Source organism: Streptomyces sp. NPDC093225 (genome assembly GCF_044753805.1).
In the GTDB taxonomy this organism is placed as follows: domain Bacteria; phylum Actinomycetota; class Actinomycetes; order Streptomycetales; family Streptomycetaceae; genus Streptomyces.
This window is the reverse complement of sequence record NZ_JBIVNX010000001.1, coordinates 142643-163165: the sequence shown is the minus strand read 5'-3', so window position 1 is coordinate 163165 and position 20523 is coordinate 142643. Positions and strand designations below refer to the sequence as shown.

1 protein-coding gene is annotated in these 20523 nt (G+C 75.8%); it reads right to left on the bottom strand.

The genetic code is table 11. The annotated features are described in order from the left end of the window. Positions 1-47: 47 nt before the first annotated feature. Entirely contained in the window at positions 48-20516 is a 20469-nt protein-coding gene (locus ACIQCH_RS00510) for a type I polyketide synthase (protein WP_402576363.1), read from the bottom strand. Positions 20517-20523: the final 7 nt, after the last annotated feature.

Genomic DNA, 20523 nt, shown 5'->3' with positions numbered 1-20523 from the left:
CCGCCGGAACAGGGGTTCCGGCGGTACGGCCTGGGGGCGGGTGGGGTTCAGCCCTGGCCGAACTTCTTGTCGATGAGCGCGAACAGCTCGTCGTCGCTCGCGTCCTCGATCTCGTCCGCGGCGGTCGCCGCCCCGTCCGTCCGGCGGACGTCGTTCCACCGGGCGAGCAGCGCCTGCAGGCGTACGGCGACGCGCGCGTGCGCGGCGTCGTCCCCGGCCGTCCCTGCCGGGTCCGCCGGGTCCAGCGCGGCGAAGGTGCTCTCCAGCCGGTCGAGTTCCTCGAGTACGGAGGGCCTGCGCTCCGCCGTCCCGTCCGGGGCGACCTCGTCCAGCAGGTACCGGGCGAGGTCGGCCGGGGTCGGGTAGTCGTAGATGAGGGTGGCGGGCAGTCGGAGGCCGGCGGCCGCCCCGAGCCGGTTGCGCAGCTCGACGGCGGTCAGCGAGTCGAAGCCGAGCTCCTTGAACGCCTGCTCCTCGCCGATGACCTCGGCGGACCGGTAGCCGAGGACGGCGGCCACCTGACCGCGTACCAGGTCCACCACGGTCCGCTCCCGTTCGGCCGCCGGGAGGGCGGCGAGCCGCTCGGTGAGCGTCCGGCCGGCGGTCCCGGAGGCGTCCGCCCCGGCCGTCCCGTCCGCCCGGTCCGCGCCGGGCGGGGTCGGGGCCGCGGCCGCGGCCCGCGCGTGCCGGACGGGAGTCCGCACCAGTCCACGGAAGACCGGCAGGAGTCCGCCGTCCGCGGCCCGGGCCCGCAGGGTGGGCAGGTCGAGGCCGATGGGCAGCAGGACCGGCTCGCCGTCCGCTGCCAGGGCGGCGTCGAAGAGGGCCAGGCCCTCCGCGGCGGACAGCGGGGCGACCCCGCCTCGCGCGGCACGCTCCCGCTCCGGACCGGTGAGCCGGCCCGCCATGCCGCGCTCCTCGGCCCACATCCCCCACACCAGGGACAGCGCGGGCAGGCCGTGGGCCCGCCGGTGCCGGGCGAGACCGTCGAGGAACGCGTTCGCCGCGGCGTAGTTGGCCTGGCCGGCGGAGCCCAGGGTGCCGGCGGCGGCCGAGAACAGGACGAACGCCGAGAGGTCGAGGTGCCGGGTGAGCTCGTGCAGGTGCAGCGCCCCGTCCACCTTGGGCCGCATGACCCGGTCGACGCGCTCGGGGGTGAGCAGGTCGACGACGCCGTCGTCGAGCACGGCCGCGGTGTGCACGACCGCCGTCAGCGGGTGCTCGGCCGGTACGGACCGCAGGAGCGCGGCCAGCGCGTCCCGGTCGGCCACGTCGCAGGCCGCCCAGGTGACCTCCGCGCCCAACGCCGTCAGCTCGGCGGTGAGTTCGGGTGCCGTTTCGGTGTCGGCGCCCCGGCGGCCGGTGAGCAGCAGGTGGCGTGCGCCGTGCTCGGTGACCAGGTGGCGGGCGAGGAGGCCGGCGAGTCCGCCGCCGGCGCCGGTGACGAGGACCGTGCCGTCCGCGGCGATGCGGCCGGCCGGGGTGTGGGGCGCCGTCGCCGTCGCCGGGGCCGGGGATTCCACCCGGGCCAGGCGCGGTGCGTACAGGACACCGCCGCGTACGGCCAGTTCCGGCTCGGCGGACGCGAGCGCACCGGGCAGGGCCCGGCCGGAGGCGTGCATGCCGTCGAAGTCGACGAGCACGAACCGGTCCGGGTGCTCCGTCCGGGCGGCCCGCAGCAGGCCCCACACCGGGGTGCGGGCGAGGTCGCCCGCCTCGGTGTCCCGGTGCGCGGCCACCGCGCCGCGGGTGACGACGGCCAGGCGGGCGCCGGCGAAGCGGCCGTTGTCCAGCCATGCCTGCACGGTCTCGAGCACGCGGTACGTGGCCTCCCGGGCGTCCCTCGCAAGGCGGTCGGCGTCCGGGGCCGCGGAACCGGTGCCCGTACCGACGGCGGCAGCGGCCGCGGACGCGGCGGCGGGGGGCTCCGCCATGAACGGCACCACCACCGTGTCGGGCATCGGCTGCCGGCCGGCCGCGAGGGCCGCGTCCAGCGTGCCGAGATCGTCGTACGCGGTGACGGCGGCCCCGGCGCGGCCCAGGGCTTCGGCCAGGTGCGAGTGCGCCGTCGTGTCCGAGGCGTCGCCGACCACCACGAGGGTCCCGGCGGCCGGGCGGGCCGGCGCCGTCGTGCGCACCCAGTCGAGGCGGAACAGCCCGTCCCGTGAGACGGGGTCCGGGGTCGTGGCGAACCGCTGGGCGTCGAGCTCCCGGGTCGCGAGCGCCCGGACGGACGCGACGGGCGCGCCCTGCTCGTCGGCCAGGTCGACGGACACCGCCCCGGTGCCATCGGGAGCGGAGATCCGCAGGCGCAGGGCGTCGGCGCCGACCGCGTACACCGCCATCCCGCCCCAGCCTGCGGCTTCGCGGGCGGCGGTGGCCCCGTCGGCCGTGGTCGCGGCGAGCGCCTGCACGGCGGTGTCCAGCAGGGCCGGGTGCACGGCGAACCCGTCGGCGGAGGGCCTCAGTCCATCGGACAGCCGGGCCTCCGCGAACACCTCCTCGCCCCGGGTCCAGACCCGGGTCAGGGTCCGCAGGGCGGGCCCGTGGCAGAGCCCCGAGGCTGCGAGCCGGTCGCGGACCGCCTCCACGGCGACCTCGTCGGCTCCGGCGGGCGGCCAGGACGCGGCGTCACCGGTGCGGCCGGTGCGGCCGGTCCCGTCCGTGTCCGCGGCCGACTCCGCAACGGAGTCCGTATCCGCGGCTTCGGTGAGGAACCCGGTGGCGTGCCGGGTCCAGGCCCCGGCGCACAGCCCGTCGCCGTCGCCCGTCTCCGTACGGCTGTGGACGTCCACCGCGCGGCGGCCGGTGCCGTCGACCCCTCCCAGGGTGACCCGCAGCTGTACGGCCCCCGTCTCCGGAAGGACGATCGGCTCGCCAGCGGTCAGCTCCTCCAGGTGCCCGCAGCCGGTCGCGTCCCCGGCCCGCAGTGCGAGCTCGACGAGGGCCGCTCCGGGCACGACCGCGGAGTCGGCCACGACGTGGTCGGCCAGCCAGGGGTGCGTCCGGCGGGAGAGCCGGCCGGTGAACAGGAACCCGCCGGTGCCGGGCAGTTCGACCGCGGCGCCGAGCAGCGGGTGCCCGGCCGTGTCGAGGCCGAGGGATGCGGCGTCCTCGGGCGCGGCGAAGGCGTCGACCCAGTACCGCTCCCGCTGGAACGCGTAGGTGGGCAGGTCCACCCGGCGGGCGCCGGCGCCGGTGCTGGTGCTGGTGCTGGTGCCGCCGAAGTACGCCGACCAGTCCACGGTCACGCCGTGGACGTGGGCCCGGGCGAGGGCGGTGACGAGCGCCTCGGCCTCGGGCCGGTCCTTGCGGAGCACGGGTACGAGGACGGGGGCGTCGGCCCCGTCGCCCGTCAGGAAGTCCTGCGCGAGGGCGGAGAGCACGCCGTCGGGCCCGAGTTCGAGGTACGTCGTCACGCCCGCCGCCTCGAGCGCCCGGACGCCGTCCAGGAAGCGGACCGCCTCACGGACGTGCCGCACCCAGAACTCCGCCGAACCCATCTCGTCGGTGACGAGGGCACCGGTCAGGCAGGACACGACCGGGATCCGGGGCGCGGCGAAGGACAGACCCGCCACCACCTCACGGAAGTCGTCCAGCATCCCGTCCATGTGCGGCGAGTGGAAGGCATGGCTCACCGTCAGCCGCTTCGTCTTGCGGCCCCGCGCCTCGAAGGCCTCGGCGATCGCGACCGCCGCGGCCTCGTCACCGGAGACGACCACCGACTGCGGGCCGTTGACCGCGGCGATGCCCACGCCCTCCGTCAACAGCGGCAGGACCTCCTCCTCCGAGGCCTGGACCGCGATCATCGCGCCACCGGCCGGGAGCGCCTGCATCAGCCGGCCACGGGCGGCCACCAGGGTGCACGCGTCGTCCAGCGACAACACTCCCGCCACGTGCGCGGCGGCGATCTCACCGATCGAGTGCCCGGACAGGTAGTCCGGTCGCAGGCCGAGGCTCTCGACGAGCCGGTACAGCGCCACCTCCACCGCGAACAGCGCCGGCTGGGTGAACGCGGTCCGGTCGATCAGGGCCCGGTCGGACCCGAACAGCACCTCGCTCAGCGGGAGTTCGAGGTGGGCGTCCATACGGGCGCACACCGCGTCGAGCGCCTCCGCGAACACCGGGTGGGAACCGTACAGTTCACGGCCCATGCCCAGGCGCTGGCTGCCCTGGCCGGTGAACAGGAAGGCCACCTGCCGTTCCGCCCGCGCGACGCCGCGGCTGAGCCGCCCGGCGGAGTCGCCCGCCGCCAGCGCGGCCAGCGCCTCGCGGTACTCCTCCTCCGAACCCGCGACGACGACGGCGCGGTGGTCGAACGCCGTCCGGCCGACCGCGAGCGAGTGGCCGACGTCCACCGGCCGCGCCCCGGCGTGCCCGGACCGCCCGCCGGGTCCGTCGATGTGCACGAGGAGCCGGGCGGCCTGGTCGCGCAGGGCCCGCTCGGTCCGGCCGGAGAGGATCCACGGCCACGGGCCGGGGCCGTCGGACCCGTCCGTCTCGGTGGCCGGGGCGGGCGACACCTCGGGGGCCTGCTCGAGGATGGTGTGGGCGTTCGTCCCGCTCACGCCGAACGACGACACGCCGGCCCGGCGCGGGCGCCCGGTCTCGGGCCAGTCCCGGCCCTCGGTGAGCAGCTCGACGTCTCCCGCGGTCCAGTCGACGTGCGGGGTCGGCCCGTCCACGTGCAGGGTCCGCGGCAGCACCCCGTGCTCCATCGCGAGAACCATCTTCATCACACCGGCGACGCCGGCGGCGGCCTGGGTGTGCCCGATGTTCGACTTGACCGAACCCAGCAGCAGCGGACGGCCCTCCGGCCGGTCCTGCCCGTACGTCGCCAGCAGCGCCTGCGCCTCGATCGGATCACCCAACCGCGTACCCGTACCGTGCGCCTCCACCACATCCACATCGGCGGCCGACAGGCCGGCACTCGCCAGCGCGGCCCGGATCACCCGCTGCTGCGACGGACCGTTCGGAGCCGTCAGACCGTTGCTCGCACCATCCTGGTTGACGGCCGAACCACGCACCACCGCCAGCACCGGATGACCGTTGCGCCGGGCATCCGACAGCCGCTCCACCAGCAGCATGCCCACGCCCTCACCCCAACCCGTACCGTCCGCACCCGCCGCGAACGCCTTGATCCGACCGTCCGCGGCGAGGCCGCCCTGCCGGCTGAACTCGACGAAGGCGCCGGGCGTCGACATCACGGTGACGCCGCCGGCGAGGGCGATCGAGCACTCCCCGCTACGGAGCGCCTGCACCGCGAGGTGCAGCGCCACGAGGGACGCCGAGCAGGCGGTGTCGACGGTGACGGCCGGGCCCTCGAGTCCGAAGACGTACGAGAGTCGACCCGAAACGACACTGGCGGAGTTGCCGGTGCTCATGAAGCCGTCGCCGCCGTCGGCGGAGTTCAGCACCAGGGACAGGTAGTCCTGCCCGTTGGTGCCGACGAACACGCCCGCCTGGGTACCCCGCATCGACGTGGGGTCGATGCCGGCCCGCTCGAACGCCTCCCAGGAGGTCTCCAGCAGCAGGCGCTGCTGCGGGTCCATCGCCACCGCCTCGCGCGGCGAGATCCCGAAGAAGGCGGGGTCGAACTGCGCGACGTCGTAGAGGAATCCGCCTTCGCGGGCGTACGAGGCCTCCTGCCCGGACCGCGGCTCGAAGAGCTCCTCGGCGTCCCAGCCGCGGTCGTCCGGGAAGGCGCCGATCGCGTCACCCCCGGCGGCCAGCAGCTCCCACAGGTCCTCGGGGGTGCGGACCCCGCCGGGGAAGCGGCAGCTCATCGCGACGATCGCGATCGGATCGTCGTCGGCGTCGGCCCGGAGGGCCGGGAGGGCCGTGCGGGCCGTGCGGGCGGCGTCCGACTCGACCTCCGTGCCGAGGAGTTCGGCGCGCAGGTGGTCCGCCAGGTCGGCGGAGGTCGGGTAGTCGTAGATCAGTGTGGCGGGGAGGCGCAGCCCGGTGGCCGCGCCGAGTCGGTTGCGCAGCTCGACGGCGGTCAGCGAGTCGAAGCCGAGCTCCTTGAACGCCCGTCCCGCGGCGATGCTCTCGGCACCGGTGTGCCCGAGGACCGCGGCGACCTCCTTGCGCACGAGGTCGAGCAGCACCCGGTCCCGTTCGGCGGCGGACCGGCCCGCCAACCGGTGCGTGAGGGAGTCCCGGCCACCGGCTCCCGGAGTGGCCCCCGGACCCTCGGCCCCGCCGTGGGTGGCGAGGGTGCCCCGCACCTCGGGGAGTTCGGTGAGCAGCGAGCTGGGACGCACCGCCGTGAAGCCGGGGACGAACCGCTCCCAGTCCACGTCCGCGACGGCGACGACGGTGTCGTCCGCGTCGAGGGCACGCTGGAGGGCGGTCACGGCCGAGGCGGCGTCCATGGGCGGTACGCCACCGTTGCGCATCCGGGCTTCGAGGGCCTCGTCGGCGGCCATGCCGCCCTCGGCCCACGGACCCCACGCCACCGAGGTCGCGGCCAGCCCGGCGTCCCTCCGCTGCTCGGCAAGCGCGTCCAGGTAGGCGTTCGCGGCCGCGTAGTTGGCCTGTCCGGCCGTTCCCCACGTCCCGGTGACGGACGAGAACAGCACGAAGGCGGACAGGTCGATGCCGAGTTCCACGGTCAGTTCGTGCAGGTTGCGGGCCGAGTCGGCCTTGGCCCGCAGCACGGCCTCGAAACGGTCGGGCGTCAGGGCGTCCAGGACGCCGTCGTCCAGGACACCGGCGGTGTGGACGATCGCGGTGAGGGTGTCGGCCTCGGTGGTCAGCAGCTGCCGCAGGGCGTCCCGGTCGGCGGCGTCACACGCCACGACCGACACCTCGACGCCCGACCCCGACAGCTCCGCGGCCAGTTCGTCCGCACCCGGCGCGTCAGCACCCCGGCGGCTGGCCAGCACCAGCCGCTCGGCACCCGCACCCGCCAGCCACCGCGCCACACGACCACCCAGCGCACCCGTACCACCGGTCACCAGAACCGTCCCGGACGCCTCCCACGACCGATCGTCCGTTCCGGAAGCGGCCCGGACGAGCCTGCGTCCGAAGACACCCGACGCCCGGACCGCGACCTGGTCCTCGCCGGTGCCGCCGGCCAGTACGCCCGCCAGGCGGGCCATGGTGCGCTCGTCCCAGGTCTCGGGCAGGTCGACCAGACCGCCCCAGCGTCCGGGGAGCTCCAGCGCGGCGACCCGGCCCAGCCCCCACGTCTGCGCCTGCACCGCGGACACGAGCCGGTCCGAGCGCCCCACCGACACCGCACCCCGGGTCAGACACCACAGCGGCGCCTCCACCCCGGCATCACCCAGCGCCTGCACGAGAGCAGCCGTGCCGACCACACCCGCGGACTCGTCCAGCGCCAGGAGAGACACCACACCGGCGACGTCCTCGCCCGTGCCCAGCAGCCCCGCCAGCGCGCCGCGGTCGGCACCCGCCGCCCCGACCACGACCCGACGGACCTCCGCACCACGCCCGGCCAGCGCCGCGACCAGCGGCGCGTCGTCCACACCGGCGGCCCCGGGGGTCACCACGACCCACGCACCCGGCAGCTGCACGCCCGACGTGGCGTCGGCAAGCGGCTTCCACACGACCCGGTAGCGCCGGCCGTCCGCCTCCGAACCGCCGGTCGCGGCCGCGGACGGCCGTGCCGGTACCGGCTCGGGCCAGTACCGGCGGCGCTGGAAGGCGTACGTCGGCAGGTCGACCCACGCCCCACCGGCGCCGTGGACGGCGTGCCAGGAGACCGGGATCCCACGGACGTGGGCGGTGGCCAGGGCGGCCAGGGCCGTCTCGGCCTCCGGCCGGCCCCTGCGGACCGCGGGCACGAAGGCGGCCGCGGTCTCCCGCACGCAGTCCTGGCCGAGGGCGGACAGCACGCCGTCCGGCCCCAGTTCCAGGTACGTCGTCACGCCCGCCGCCTCCAGCGCGCGGACGCCGTCCAGGAAGCGCACGCCCTCGCGGACGTGCCGCACCCAGAACTCCGGCGCACCCATCTCGTCCGAGACCACGGCACCGGTCAGGCAGGACACGACCGGAATGCGGGGCGCGGCGAAGGACAGACCCGCCACCACCTCGCGGAAGTCGTCCACCATCCCGTCCATGAGCGGCGAATGGAAAGCATGACTCACCGTCAGCCGCTTCGTCTTGCGCCCCCGGGCCGCGAAGGCCTCGGCGACGGCGACCACCGCGTCCCCGTCACCCGCGACCACCACCGACCGCGGACCGTTCACCGCGGCGATGCTCACACCCTCGGAGAGCAGCGGCAGGACCTCGTCCTGCGACGCCTCCACCGCGACCATCACGCCACCCGGAGGCAACGCCTGCATCAACCGACCACGTGCAGCCACCAGCACGCACGCGTCGTCCAACGACAGCACATCGGCCACATGCGCAGCAGCGATCTCACCGATCGAATGACCGGCCACGAAGTCCGGCCGCACACCCCAGCTCTCCACGAGCCGGAACAACGCCACCTCGACGGCGAACAGCGCCGGCTGGGTCCACTCCGTCCGGTCGAGCAGCTCCGCGTCGTCACCGAACAGGACGTCCTTCAGGGGCAGCGCGAGGTGGGTGTCGAACCGCGCACACACCGCGTCCAGCGCGTCCGCGAACACCGGGAAGGCGTCGTACAGCTCACGCCCCATCCCGATGCGCTGACTGCCCTGCCCCGTGAAGAGGACGGCGAGCTTGCCGCCGACCGGCGAGCCCGTGACCAGACCGGTCGCCGGGTCGCCCGCCGCGAGCGCGGCCAGGCCCGCCAGCGCGCCCTCGCGGTCGGCCGCGACCACGGCCGCGCGCTCGTCGAAGACCGTGCGGCCGCCGGCCAGGCCGGCGGCGACGTCGGCCGGGCGGAGTGCGGGGTCGGCGAGCAGCCGGGCGCGCAGGCCGTCGGCCTGGGCGCGGAGGGCGTCCCGGCTCTTGGCCGAGACCAGGAGCGGCACCGGTGGCGACACCGGTTCGGGCCGGGGCGCCGGGGTCTCGTCCGCCGGGGACGCCGGCTGTGCCGGCGGGGCCTGCTCGATGACGGTGTGGGCGTTGGTGCCGCTGAAGCCGAACGACGAGATGCCGGCCCGGCGCGGGCGGCCGGTCTCGGGCCAGTCGCGGCCTTCGGTGAGCAGCTCGATCTCGCCCGCCTCCCAGTCCACCCGGGTCGAGGGCGCGTCGATGTGGAGGCTCCGCGGCAGCACTCCGTGCTGCATGGCCAGCACCATCTTCATCACGCCGGCCACGCCGGCCGCGGCCTGGGTGTGCCCGATGTTCGACTTCACCGAGCCGAGGAAGAGCGGCCGGTCGGCCGGCCGGTCCTGGCCGTAGGTGGCCAGCAGGGCCTGCGCCTCGATCGGGTCGCCCAGGGTCGTGCCCGTGCCGTGGGCCTCGACCGCGTCCACGTCGGCGGCCGTCAGGCCGGCGCTCGCGAGGGCGGCGCGGATGACGCGTTGCTGGGAGGGGCCGTTGGGGGCGGTCAGGCCGTTGCTCGCGCCGTCCTGGTTCACCGCCGAGCCGCGCACGACGGCGAGGACGGGGTGGCCGTTGCGGCGGGCGTCGGAGAGCCGCTCCACGAGGAGCATGCCGACGCCCTCGCCCCAGCCCGTGCCGTCGGCGGCCGCGGCGAAGGCCTTGATCCGGCCGTCGGCGGCCAGTCCGCGCTGCCGGCTGAACTCGATGAACGTACCGGGCGTCGACATCACGGTGACGCCGCCGGCCAGGGCGAGGTCGCACTCGCCGTTGCGCAGCGCCTGGATCGCCCAGTGCAGGGCGACGAGCGACGAGGAGCAGGCGGTGTCGACGGTGACCGCCGGGCCTTCGAGGCCGAAGACGTACGACAGGCGGCCGGAGACGACGCTCGCCGCGTTGCCCGTGCCCAGGTGGCCCTCGAGGCCGGACGGGTCCTCCAGGAGCACCGACAGGTAGTCCTGACCGTTGGTGCCGACGAACACGCCGGCCTGGCTGCCGCGCAGGGTCTCGGGGTCGATGCCGGCGCGCTCGAACGCCTCCCAGGAGGTCTCCAGCAGCAGGCGCTGCTGCGGGTCCATGGCGAGGGCCTCGCGCGGCGAGATCCCGAAGAAGTCCGCGTCGAAGTCGGCGGCGTCGTAGAGGAAGCCACCCTGACGGGTGTACGAGGTGCCCTGCGCGCCGGGATCGGCGTCGTACAGGGCGTCGAGGTCCCAGCCGCGGTCGAGGGGGAGGTCCGAGATCGCGTCGGTGCCGGTCGCCAGCAGTCGCCAGAGGTCCTCGGGGCTGTGTACCCCGCCGGGGAAGCGGCAGCTCATCGCGACGATCACGATCGGGTCGTCGTCGGCGGCGGGGGCGGTGGCGGCCGCGGCCGCAGGGCCGGTGGCCCGTGCCCCGGTGCCGACGAGCCCGGCGAGGAGGTACGCGGCGAGCGCGGCCGGGGTCGGGTAGTCGTAGACGAGCGTGGCCGGCAGCCGCAGCCCGGTGGCGGCGGCGAGCCGGTTGCGCAGCTCGACGGCGGTGAGCGAGTCGAACCCGATCTCGCGGAAGGCCCGCGCGGACTCGACGTCCTCAGCGCCGGAGTGTCCCAGTACCTCGGCGACCAGGCCGCGTACGAGGTCGAGCAGGATCGTCTCGCGCTCGCCCTCGGCGACGTCGACGAGGCGCGCGGCGAGCGTGGTGCCCGGGCGGTCGGTACGGTCGCCGTCGGACGACGCGCCGCCGGTGGCGGCCACGGCCTCGGGCAGGTCTCCGAGGAGCCGGCCGGCGCGTACGACCGTGAAGGCGGGCGCGAACCTCGACCAGTCGAAGTCCGCGACGGTCAGCGCCGCTTCGTCGGAACCGACGGCCTGCCGGAGCGCGACGAGGGCGAGGTCGGCGTTCATGGGCGGCACGCCGCCCTTGCGCATCCGGGCTTCGAGGGCGTCGTCGGCGGCCATGCCGCCCTCCGCCCACGGACCCCACGCAAACGAGGTCGCCGCCAGCCCGGCCGCCCGCCGCAGCTCCGCCAACGCGTCCAAGTACGCATTGGCCGCCGCGTAGTTGGCCTGCCCGGCCGCACCGATGGTTCCGCTCATCGAGGAGAACAGCACGAACGCGGACAACTCGATGCCCAGCTCGACGGTCAACTCGTGCAGATTGCGCGCCGAGTCGGCCTTCGCCCGCAGCACGCTCTCGAAACGCTCGGGCGTCAGGGCATCCAGGACGCCGTCGTCCAGCACACCGGCGGTGTGCACCACCGCCGTCAGGCCCTCCGCCTCGGCCTCCAGGAGCCCGCGCAGAGCCTCCCGATCGGCGGCGTCACACGCCACGACCGACACCTCGACACCCGACTCCGACAGCTCCGCGACCAACTCCGCAGCACCCGGAGCATCCGGGCCCCGGCGGCTGGTCAGCACCAGCCGCTCGGCACCCGCACCCGCCAGCCACCGCGCCACACGACCACCCAGCGCACCCGTACCACCGGTCACCAGAACCGTCCCCGACGGCTCCCACGACGCGGAACCCTCCGCACGGGCAGCCCGGACGAGCCTGCGTCCGAACACACCCGACGACCGCACCGCGACCTGGTCCTCACCCGGCGCACCACCCGCCAACACACCGACCAGCCGGCCCACCACCCGCTCGTCCCACACCTCGGGAAGATCGACCAGACCACCCCACCGCTCCGGCACCTCCAACGCGGCCACACGACCCAGACCCCACGTCTGAGCCTGCACCGCAGACACCAACCGATCCGAACGACCCACCGACACCGCACCCCGGGTCACACACCACAACGGCGCCCCCACCCCGGCATCACCCAACGCCTGCACCAGGCCCGCCGTAGCCACCACACCCGCAGACCCGTCCAGGGCCAGAAGCGACACCACACCCGCCACCGGACCCGCCACATCGGCCAGCAGCCCGGCCACGGCACCACGGTCGGCACCGGACTCGACGACCACCCTGCGCACCTCGGCGCCGTGCCCGGCCAGGAGGTCGGCCACGGCGGTCTCGTCGACACCGCCGGCCGGAACCACCACCAGCCACGAGCCGGACAGCCGAACCCCGGAGCCGAGGTCCGCCAGCGGCCGCCACGACACCCGGTACCGCCAGCGGTCCACCTCGGACTGCTCCTGGCCCTGGCGCCGCCAGGCGGACAGGGCGGGGACGAGTTCGCTGAACGGAGCGTCGGCGGCCACCTCCAGTTCGGCGGCGAGGGAGACCAGGTCCCCGTCCTCCACCGCCGCCCAGAAGCGGGCGTCCACCGCGTCCGGGGCCGCGGCCGGAGCCGCTCCGCCGCTGGACGGGGACTTCTCGGGCCAGTACCGCTGCCGCTGGAAGGCGTACGTCGGCAGCTCGACGCGCTGCGCGCCCGTACCGGCGAAGAACGCGGACCAGTCGACGTCGGCGCCGCGGACGTACGCCCGGGCGATGGCGGCGACGAGGGTCTCCCCCTCCGGACGGCCCGCGCGCAGGACCGGCACGAAGGCGACGTCGGCCCGGCCGTCCGACAGGCACTCCTGGGCCAGCGCCGACAGCACGCCGTCCGGCCCGATCTCGACGTACGTGGTCGCACCCGCGGCCTCGAGGGTCCGCATGCCGTCCAGGAAGCGCACGGCCTCGCGCACGTGCCGCACCCAGAAGTCCGCCGAGCCCATCTCGTCGGTGACGACGTCCCCCGTCAGGCAGGACACGACCGTGATACGGGGCGCGTCGAACGACAGCCCCTCCACCACCTGACGGAAGTCGTCCAGCATCCCGTCCATGAGCGGCGAATGGAAGGCGTGGCTGACCGTGAGCCGCTTCGTCTTGCGACCCTGGGCCGCGAAGGCCTCGGCGACGGCGACCGCCGCCGCCTCCTCACCGGCGACCACGACAGACCGCGGGCCGTTGACCGCCGCGAGGCTCACCCGGTCGGCCTCGGTCAGCAGGGGCAGGACCTCGTCCTCCGACGCCTCCACCGCGACCATCGCCCCACCCGCCGGGAGCGCCTGCATCAACCGACCGCGCGCAGCCACCAGCACGCACGCGTCGTCCAGCGACAGCACCCCGGCCACGTGCGCGGCGGCGATCTCACCCACCGAGTGACCGGACACGAACTCCGGCCGCACACCCCACGACTCCACCAGCCGGAACAGGGCCACCTCGACGGCGAACAACGCCGGCTGCGCCCACTCCGTCCGGTCCAGCGCACCGGTGTCCGAGCCGAACAGCACGTCCTGCAGCGGCAGTTCGAGCTTCTCGCAGACGGCGTCGAGGGCCCCGGCGAACACGGGGAAGGCGTCGTACAGCTCGCGGCCCATGCCGAGGCGCTGGCTGCCCTGCCCCGTGAAGAGGAAGGCCGGCGTGCCGGTCGACACCGCGCCCTGGACCAGGCCCGCAACCTGCTCGCCGGCGGCGAGGGCGTCGAGGCGGGCGAGGAACGTCCCGCCGTCCGTGGGGTCGCCGAGGACCACCGCGCGGTGCTCCAGGGCGGCCCGGTGCACGGCCAGGGTGTGGCCGAGGTCGAGGGCGCCCCGGGTCCCGGAGGCCGCCAGGACGTCGGCCGCGAGGGGGCTCAGGCGGGCCGCCTGGGCGCGCAGGGCGGACGCCGTGCGGCCGGAGACGGTCCACGGGACGAGCGGGACGAGCGGCACGGCCGGCGCGCCCGGCACCGCAGGGGCGACCGGGGCGGCGGCGTGCTCCGGGGCCTGTTCGATGACGGCGTGGGCGTTGGTGCCGCTGTAGCCGAAGGAGGAGATGCCGGCGCGCCGCGGGCGGCCGGTCTCCGGCCAGGCCCGCTGCTCGGTCAGCAGCTCGATGTCGCCGACGGACCAGTCGACGTAGGGCGTCGGTTCGTCGACGTGCAGGGTCTGCGGGAGCACCCCGTGTTCCATGGCCAGGACCATCTTGATGACGCCGGCGGCACCGGCGACGGCCTGGGTGTGCCCGATGTTCGACTTCACCGAGCCCAGGAACAGCGGCCGGCCCTCCGGCCGGTCCCGGCCGTACGTGGCCAGGAGGGCCTGCGCCTCGATGGGGTCGCCCAGCCGCGTGCCCGTGCCGTGCGCCTCGACCGCGTCGACCTCGACCGTGGTCAGTCCGGCGTCGGCGAGGGCCTCGCGGATGACGCGCTGCTGGGACGGGCCGTTGGGGGCGGTGAGGCCGTTGGAGGCGCCGTCCTGGTTGACGGCCGTACCGCGGACCACGGCGAGGACGGGGTGGCCGTTGCGGCGGGCGTCGGAGAGCCGCTCCAGCAGGAGCAGGCCGACGCCCTCGGACCAGATCGTGCCGTCGGCCGCCGCGGCGAACGCCTTGATGCGGCCGTCGGCGGCCAGCCCGCGCTGGCGGCTGAACTCGGTGAACGCGCCGGGCGTGGACATGATCGTGACCGCACCCGCGAGGGCCATCGTGCACTCGCCGCGGCGCAGGGCCTGGGCGGCAAGGTGCAGGGTGACGAGCGAGGAGGAGCAGGCCGTGTCGATGGTGACGGCCGGGCCTTCGAGGCCGAAGGTGTAGGAGATGCGGCCGGAGACGACGCTGGCGGCGTTGCCGGTGCCGAGGTGGCCTTCGAGGCCGTCGCCGTCGTCGAGCCACAGCTGGAGGTAGTCCTGGGCGTTGGAGCCGACGAACACGCCGGTGCGGCTGCCGCGCAGGGTGGTGGGGTCGATGCCGGCGCGCTCGAAGGTCTCCCAGGTGGTCTCGAGCAGCAGGCGCTGCTGCGGGTCCATGGCCAGGGCCTCGCGCGGGGAGACGCCGAAGAAGGCGGCGTCGAACTCGGCGGCCCCGTGGAGGAAGCCGCCCTCGCGGACGTAGCTGGTGCCTTCGCGGTCGGGGTCGTCGCTGTAGAGGGTGTCGAGGTCCCAGCCGCGGTCGGCGGGGAAGGCGGTGATGCCGTCGCGGCCCTCGGCGAGCATCCGCCACAGGTCCTCGGGTGAGGTGATGCCGCCGGGGAAGCGGCAGTTCATGGCGACGACGGCGATCGGGTCGTCCTCGGCGCCGGTCCCGGCGACGGTGGGGCGGGCCGCGGACGCCGCGCGTCGGCGCGCCGGGAGCCGGTCGGTGCCGGCGCCGTCGGCGGGGCCGCCGAGCAGCTCCTCGCGCAGGTACTGGGCGAGCGCGGTGGCCGTCGGGTAGTCGAAGACGAGGGTGGCGGGCAGGCGCCGGCCGGTGGCCTCGCCCAGCAGGTTGCGGAGCTCGACGGCGGTGAGCGAGTCGAAGCCCAGTTCCTTGAACGAGCGGCCCGGTTCGACGGCGGCGGCGTTCGGGTGGCCGAGGGCGGCGGCGACCTGCTTGCGGACGAGGTCGAGGAGGGCGCGCTCCTGCTCGGCGGCCGGGAGGCCGGCCAGGCGCCGGCGCAGCCCCGGGGCGCCGCCGCCCGCCGCGGCCGCGGACCGGCGGGCGGGGACGCGTACGAGCTCGCGCAGCAGCGGGGAGAGCGTGCCGGCCTGGGCCTGGGGTCGGAGCCCGGCGGGGTCGACGCGCATCAGGACGGGCGCGGGCTCGTCGAGGCGGTGTGCGAGGTCGAACAGGTCGAGGCCCTCGGCCGAGGTCAGCGGGGGCAGCCCGCCCCGGGTCATGCGGCTGATGTCGGCGTCGGTGAGGCTCCCGGCCATGCCGGTGCCGTCGGCCCACAGGGCCCAGGCGAGCGAGGTGGCGGGGAGGCCGAGGGACCGGCGGTGGTGGGCGAGGGCGTCGAGGAAGACGTTGGCCGCGGCGTAGTTGCCCTGGCCGGCGCCTCCGAAGGTGCCTCCGATGGAGGAGAAGAGCACGAAGGCGGAGAGGTCGAGGTCGCGGGTCAGTTCGTGCAGGTGCAGGGCGGCGTCGGCCTTGGGGCGCAGGACGGCCGACAGGCGTTCGGGAGTCAGGGAGGTGACCACGCCGTCGTCCAGTACGCCGGCGGTGTGGACGACCGCGCCGAGCGGGTGCTCGGCGGGGACGGCCTCCAGCACGGCGGCCAGTGCGGCGCGGTCGGCGACGTCGCAGGCGGCCCAGGTCACCGAGGCGCCGGCGGCGGTGAGTTCGTCGGTGAGGCGGCCGGCCCCGGGGGTGGAGCCGCCGCGGCGGCCGACGAGCAGCAGGTGCCGTACGCCGTGTTCGGCGACGAGGCGGTGGGCGACGAGTCCGCCGAGGAGACCGCCGGCACCGGTGATCAGCACGGTCGCGTCGGGGGCGTACGCGGCGCGCTCGGGGGTCGGCTGCGCTTCGCCTCCGGGCTGCCGGGGCACGCGTGCGAGGCGCGGGACGAGGGCGGCGCCGGCCCTCAGGGCGAGGTCCGGCTCGCCGGCGGCACGGGCGGCCGCGAGGGCGGCGGGCAGGGCGCGGAGGGATTCCTCGGTGCCGTCGGTGTCGAGGAGCAGCAGCCGGCCGGGGTGTTCGGCCTGTGCGGAGCGGAGCAGGCCGCGGACGGCCGCGTGCACGGGGTCGGTGACGGTACCGGCGGTCGGGCCGGGGGTGGCCGTCGTGCCGGTGCCGGCGGTCGTACCGGGGGTGGAAGTCGTACCGGGGGTGGCGTCGCCGGCCGCGACCGCGCCCGTGGTGAGGACGACCAGGCGGGTGTCGGCGAACGCGTCGCCGGTGAAGGGCTCCTCCCCCAGCCAGGTCCGGGCGAGGGCGAGGGCCTGGTGGGTGGCCCGGTGCACGGCGTCGGCGGTCGGCTCCGGCGGGGTGGGGCCGGCCGGTGCGAAGGCGGCGAACACGGTGTCCGGGGCGGGGGCTCCGGCGTCGACCGCGGCGGCCAGGTCGGCCGGGGTCGCGTACACGGCGAGGTCGCCGTCGGTGTGGCCGGCGTGCGGGCCGGGGAGCAGGGCGGGGGCGGCCGTTCCCAGGACCGCCCAGCGGCCGCGCGGCTCCGTGTCCGTCGCCACCGCCGTGGCGCCGTCGCCGCCGTCGTCGTCGGAGGGCGCGGCTTCGGCGGCGGTCGTGGCGGCCGGCAGGGCCCGCCATTCGGTGCGGAAGACCGACTCGTGGTGGGCGGTGCGGGCCGCGTGGACCTGTTCGGCCGACACGGGCCGCAGGACGAGGGAGTCGACGGTCGCGACCGGTGCGCCCGTCACGTCCGCGATCTCCAGGCGGACGGCGTCGCCGGTGCCGGTGGGCGCGAGGTGGACGCGCAGTGCGTCGGCACCGCTCGCGTGGAGGGTCACGCCGGTCCAGGCGAACGGGAGCCGGCCCTCGCCCTCGGTGCCGCCCAGGACGCCGAGGCCGAGGGTGTGCAGGGCCGCGTCGAGCAGGGCCGGGTGCAGGCCGAAGTCCCGTGCAGCGGCCGCCGATCCGCCGGGGAGGGCGACCTCGGCGCACACGCCGTCGCCGTGCCTCCAGGCGGCGGTGAGGCCCCGGAAGGCGGGGCCGTAACCCATGCCGACGGCGGCCAGCTCGGCGTAGAGGTCGTCCGTCGGGAGGGGCTCGGCGCCGGCCGGGGGCCACTGGCCGGCCGCGAACACCGACCGGGCCGGGCCGGCGGCGCGGGCCAGGACGCCGTCGGCGTGCCGGGTCCACGGCTCGTCGGCGGTGCTGTCCGCGGGGCGGGAGGAGAGCCGGACGGAGCGCCGGCCGGAGCCGTCGGCGTCGGGTGCGCCCACGTTGATCTGGAGCTGTACGCCGCCGCGTTCGGGCAGCACGAACGGGGCTTCGAGGGTCAGTTCCTCGAGGGTGCCGCAGCCGACCTGGTCGCCGGCCCAGACCGCCAGCTCGACGAACGCGGTGCCCGGGAGCAGCACGCTGCCGATCACCCGGTGGTCGGCCAGCCAGGGGTGGGTGGCCGCGGACAGCAGGCTGGTGAAGGCGAAGCCGTCGGAGTCGGCGAGGGCGACCATGGCGCCGAGCAGCGGGTGGGCCGCCGCGTGCAGGCCGGCCGCGGTGAGGTCGCCGATCCGGCTGCCGGGCTCGATCCAGTAGCGCTGGCGCTGGAAGGCGTAGGTGGGCAGGTCGTCGACGCGGCGGGCGCCGGTGCCGGCGAAGAAGGCGCCCCAGTCGACGCGCAGGCCGTGGGCGTGGGCCCGGGCGAGGGCGGTCACGAGGGCCTCGTCCTCGTCGCGGCCCTTGCGCAGGGCGGGCACGAAGACCGCGTCCCCGGTGACGCACTCCTGGGCGAGGGCGGACAGCACGCCGTCCGGGCCGAGTTCGACGTACGAGGTCACACCGGCGGCTTCCAGGGCGCGGACGGCGTCGAGGAAGCGGACGGTCCCGCGGACGTGCCGCACCCAGTAGTCGGCCGTGCCCATCTCGTCGGTGACGGGGGCGCCGGTCAGGCAGGACACGACCGGGATCCGCGGGGCCTCGAAGGACAACCCCTCCACCACCCGGCGGAAGTCGTCCAGCATGCCGTCCATGTGCGGCGAATGGAACGCGTGACTGACGGTGAGCCGCCTGGTCTTGCGGCCCCGCGCCGCGAAACCGGCCGCGAGGGCCTCGGTCGCGTCCTCGTCGCCCGCGAGCACCACCGACCGCGGGCCGTTGACCGCGGCGATGTCCACGCCCTCGGCCCCGGCCAGGAGCGGCCGGACCTCGTCCTGCGAGGCCTGCACCGCGACCATGGCGCCGCCGGTCGGCAGCGCCTGCATGAGACGACCGCGGGCGGCGACCAGTGCGCACGCGTCGTCCAGCGACAGCACGCCCGCCACGTGCGCGGCCGCGATCTCGCCGATCGAGTGGCCGGCCACGAAGTCCGGCCGCAGGCCCCAGCCCTCCAGCAGCCGGAACAGGGCCACCTCGAGGGCGAACAGGGCCGGCTGGGTGTACTCGGTCCGCTCCAGGAGCCCCGCGTCCGTGCCGAACAGGACGTCCTTCAGGGGGAGTTCCAGCCGCTCGCACACCGCGTCGAGCGCGGCGGCGAACACCGGCCGGGTCGCGTACAGCTCGCGGCCCATGCCGGGTCGCTGGCTGCCCTGCCCGGTGAACAGGAAGGCGGCCTTCCCGCCGGCGGGCGAGCCGTGCACCACGCCGGCCGCGGAGCCGCCCTCGGCCAGCGCGGCGAGGCCGGCCAGCAGGCCCTCGCGGTCGGCGGCGACGACCGCCGCCCGGTCCTCGAACCGGGCCCGCCCCGCGGCCAGCGACCACGCGACGTCGAGCGGGGCGGTGCCGTCGTGCTCGCGGGCGTACGCGAGGAGCCGTGCGGCCTGCTCGCGCAGGGCGTCCCGGCCCTTGGCGGACAGCAGCCACGGCACGACCCCCGGGGCCTGCGGCGCGGTGTCCCCGGCCGGCTGCGCGGCGGCACGGTCGGCCTCCGGCGCCTGCTCGATGATGGTGTGGACGTTGGTGCCGCTGACGCCGAACGCGGAGACGCCGGCCCGGTACGGGCGCCCGGTGTCCGGCCACGGCCGCTGCTCGGTGAGCAGGGAGACGGCGCCGGCCGTCCAGTCGACGTGCGGGGTCGGGGCGTCGACGTGCAGGGTCCGGGGCAGGACCCCGTGCCGCATCGCCATGACCATCTTGATGATGCCGGCGATGCCGGCGGTGTTCTGCGTGTGCCCGATGTTGGACTTCAGGGAGCCCAGCCACAGCGGCCGGTCCGCGGGCCGGTCCCGGCCGTAGGTGGCGAGCAGGGCCTGCGCCTCGATGGGGTCGCCGAGGGTGGTGCCGGTGCCGTGCGCCTCGACCGCGTCGATGTCGGCGGGGGTCAGGCGGGCGCTTTCGAGGGCCTGGCGGATGACGCGCTGCTGGGCGGGTCCGTTGGGGGCGGTGAGGCCGTTGCTGGCGCCGTCCTGGTTGACGGCCGAGCCGCGGACCAGCGCCAGGACGCGGTGGCCGTTGCGGCGGGCGTCGGAGAGGCGCTCGACGAGGAGGACGCCGACGCCCTCCGACCAGCCGGTGCCGTCGGCCGCCTCGGCGAAGGACCTGCAGCGGCCGTCGGGCGACAGTCCGCGCTGGCGGCTGAACTCGACGAAGACGTCGGGGCCGGCGAGGACGGTCACGCCGGCCGCGACGGCCAGGGAGCACTCGCCCTGCCGCAGGGCCTGGACGGCCATGTGCAGGGCGACCGAGGAGGACGAGCAGGCCGTGTCGACCGTGGCGGCGGGGCCCTCCAGGCCGAACACGTAGGCGAGGCGGCCGGAGACCACGCTGGAGGCGGTGCCGGTGAGGAGGTGGCCCTCCACCCCGTCGGGCAGGTCGCCCGAGCCCGAGCCGTACGCGTTGGCGGAGGCGCCGACGAAGACGCCGGCGCGGCTGCCGCGCAGGGTCGCCGGGTCGATGCCGGCCCGTTCGAAGACCTCCCAGGTGGTCTCCAGCAGCAGGCGCTGCTGGGGGTCCATGGCGAGGGCCTCGCGCGGGGAGATCCCGAAGAACGCCGGGTCGAACTCGGGCGCTCCGTAGAGGAATCCGCCGTCGCGGGCGTAGGTGGTGCCGGGGTGGTCGGGGTCGGGGTCATACAGCGACTCGACGTCCCAGCCGCGGTCGGTGGGGAAGCCCGCGATGGCGTCGCCGCCGCTCTCGACGAGCTTCCACAGGTCCTCGGGCGAGGCGATTCCGCCGGGCAGGCGGCAGCTCATGCCGACGATCGCGACGGGTTCGCGGGAGGCGTCGGTGAGCTCCTGGTTCCGGCGGCGCAGCCGCTCGGTTTCCTTGAGGGAGGCCCGCAGCGCTTCAACGACTTTTTCGTTCTGGGTGGTCATCATTTGCTCC

What these genes read in the sequence shown, in the direction of transcription:
- ACIQCH_RS00510 (WP_402576363.1), bottom strand. Translation starts at nt 20,516, where the DNA reads ATGATGACCACCCAGAACGAAAAAGTCGTTGAAGCGCTGCGGGCCTCC.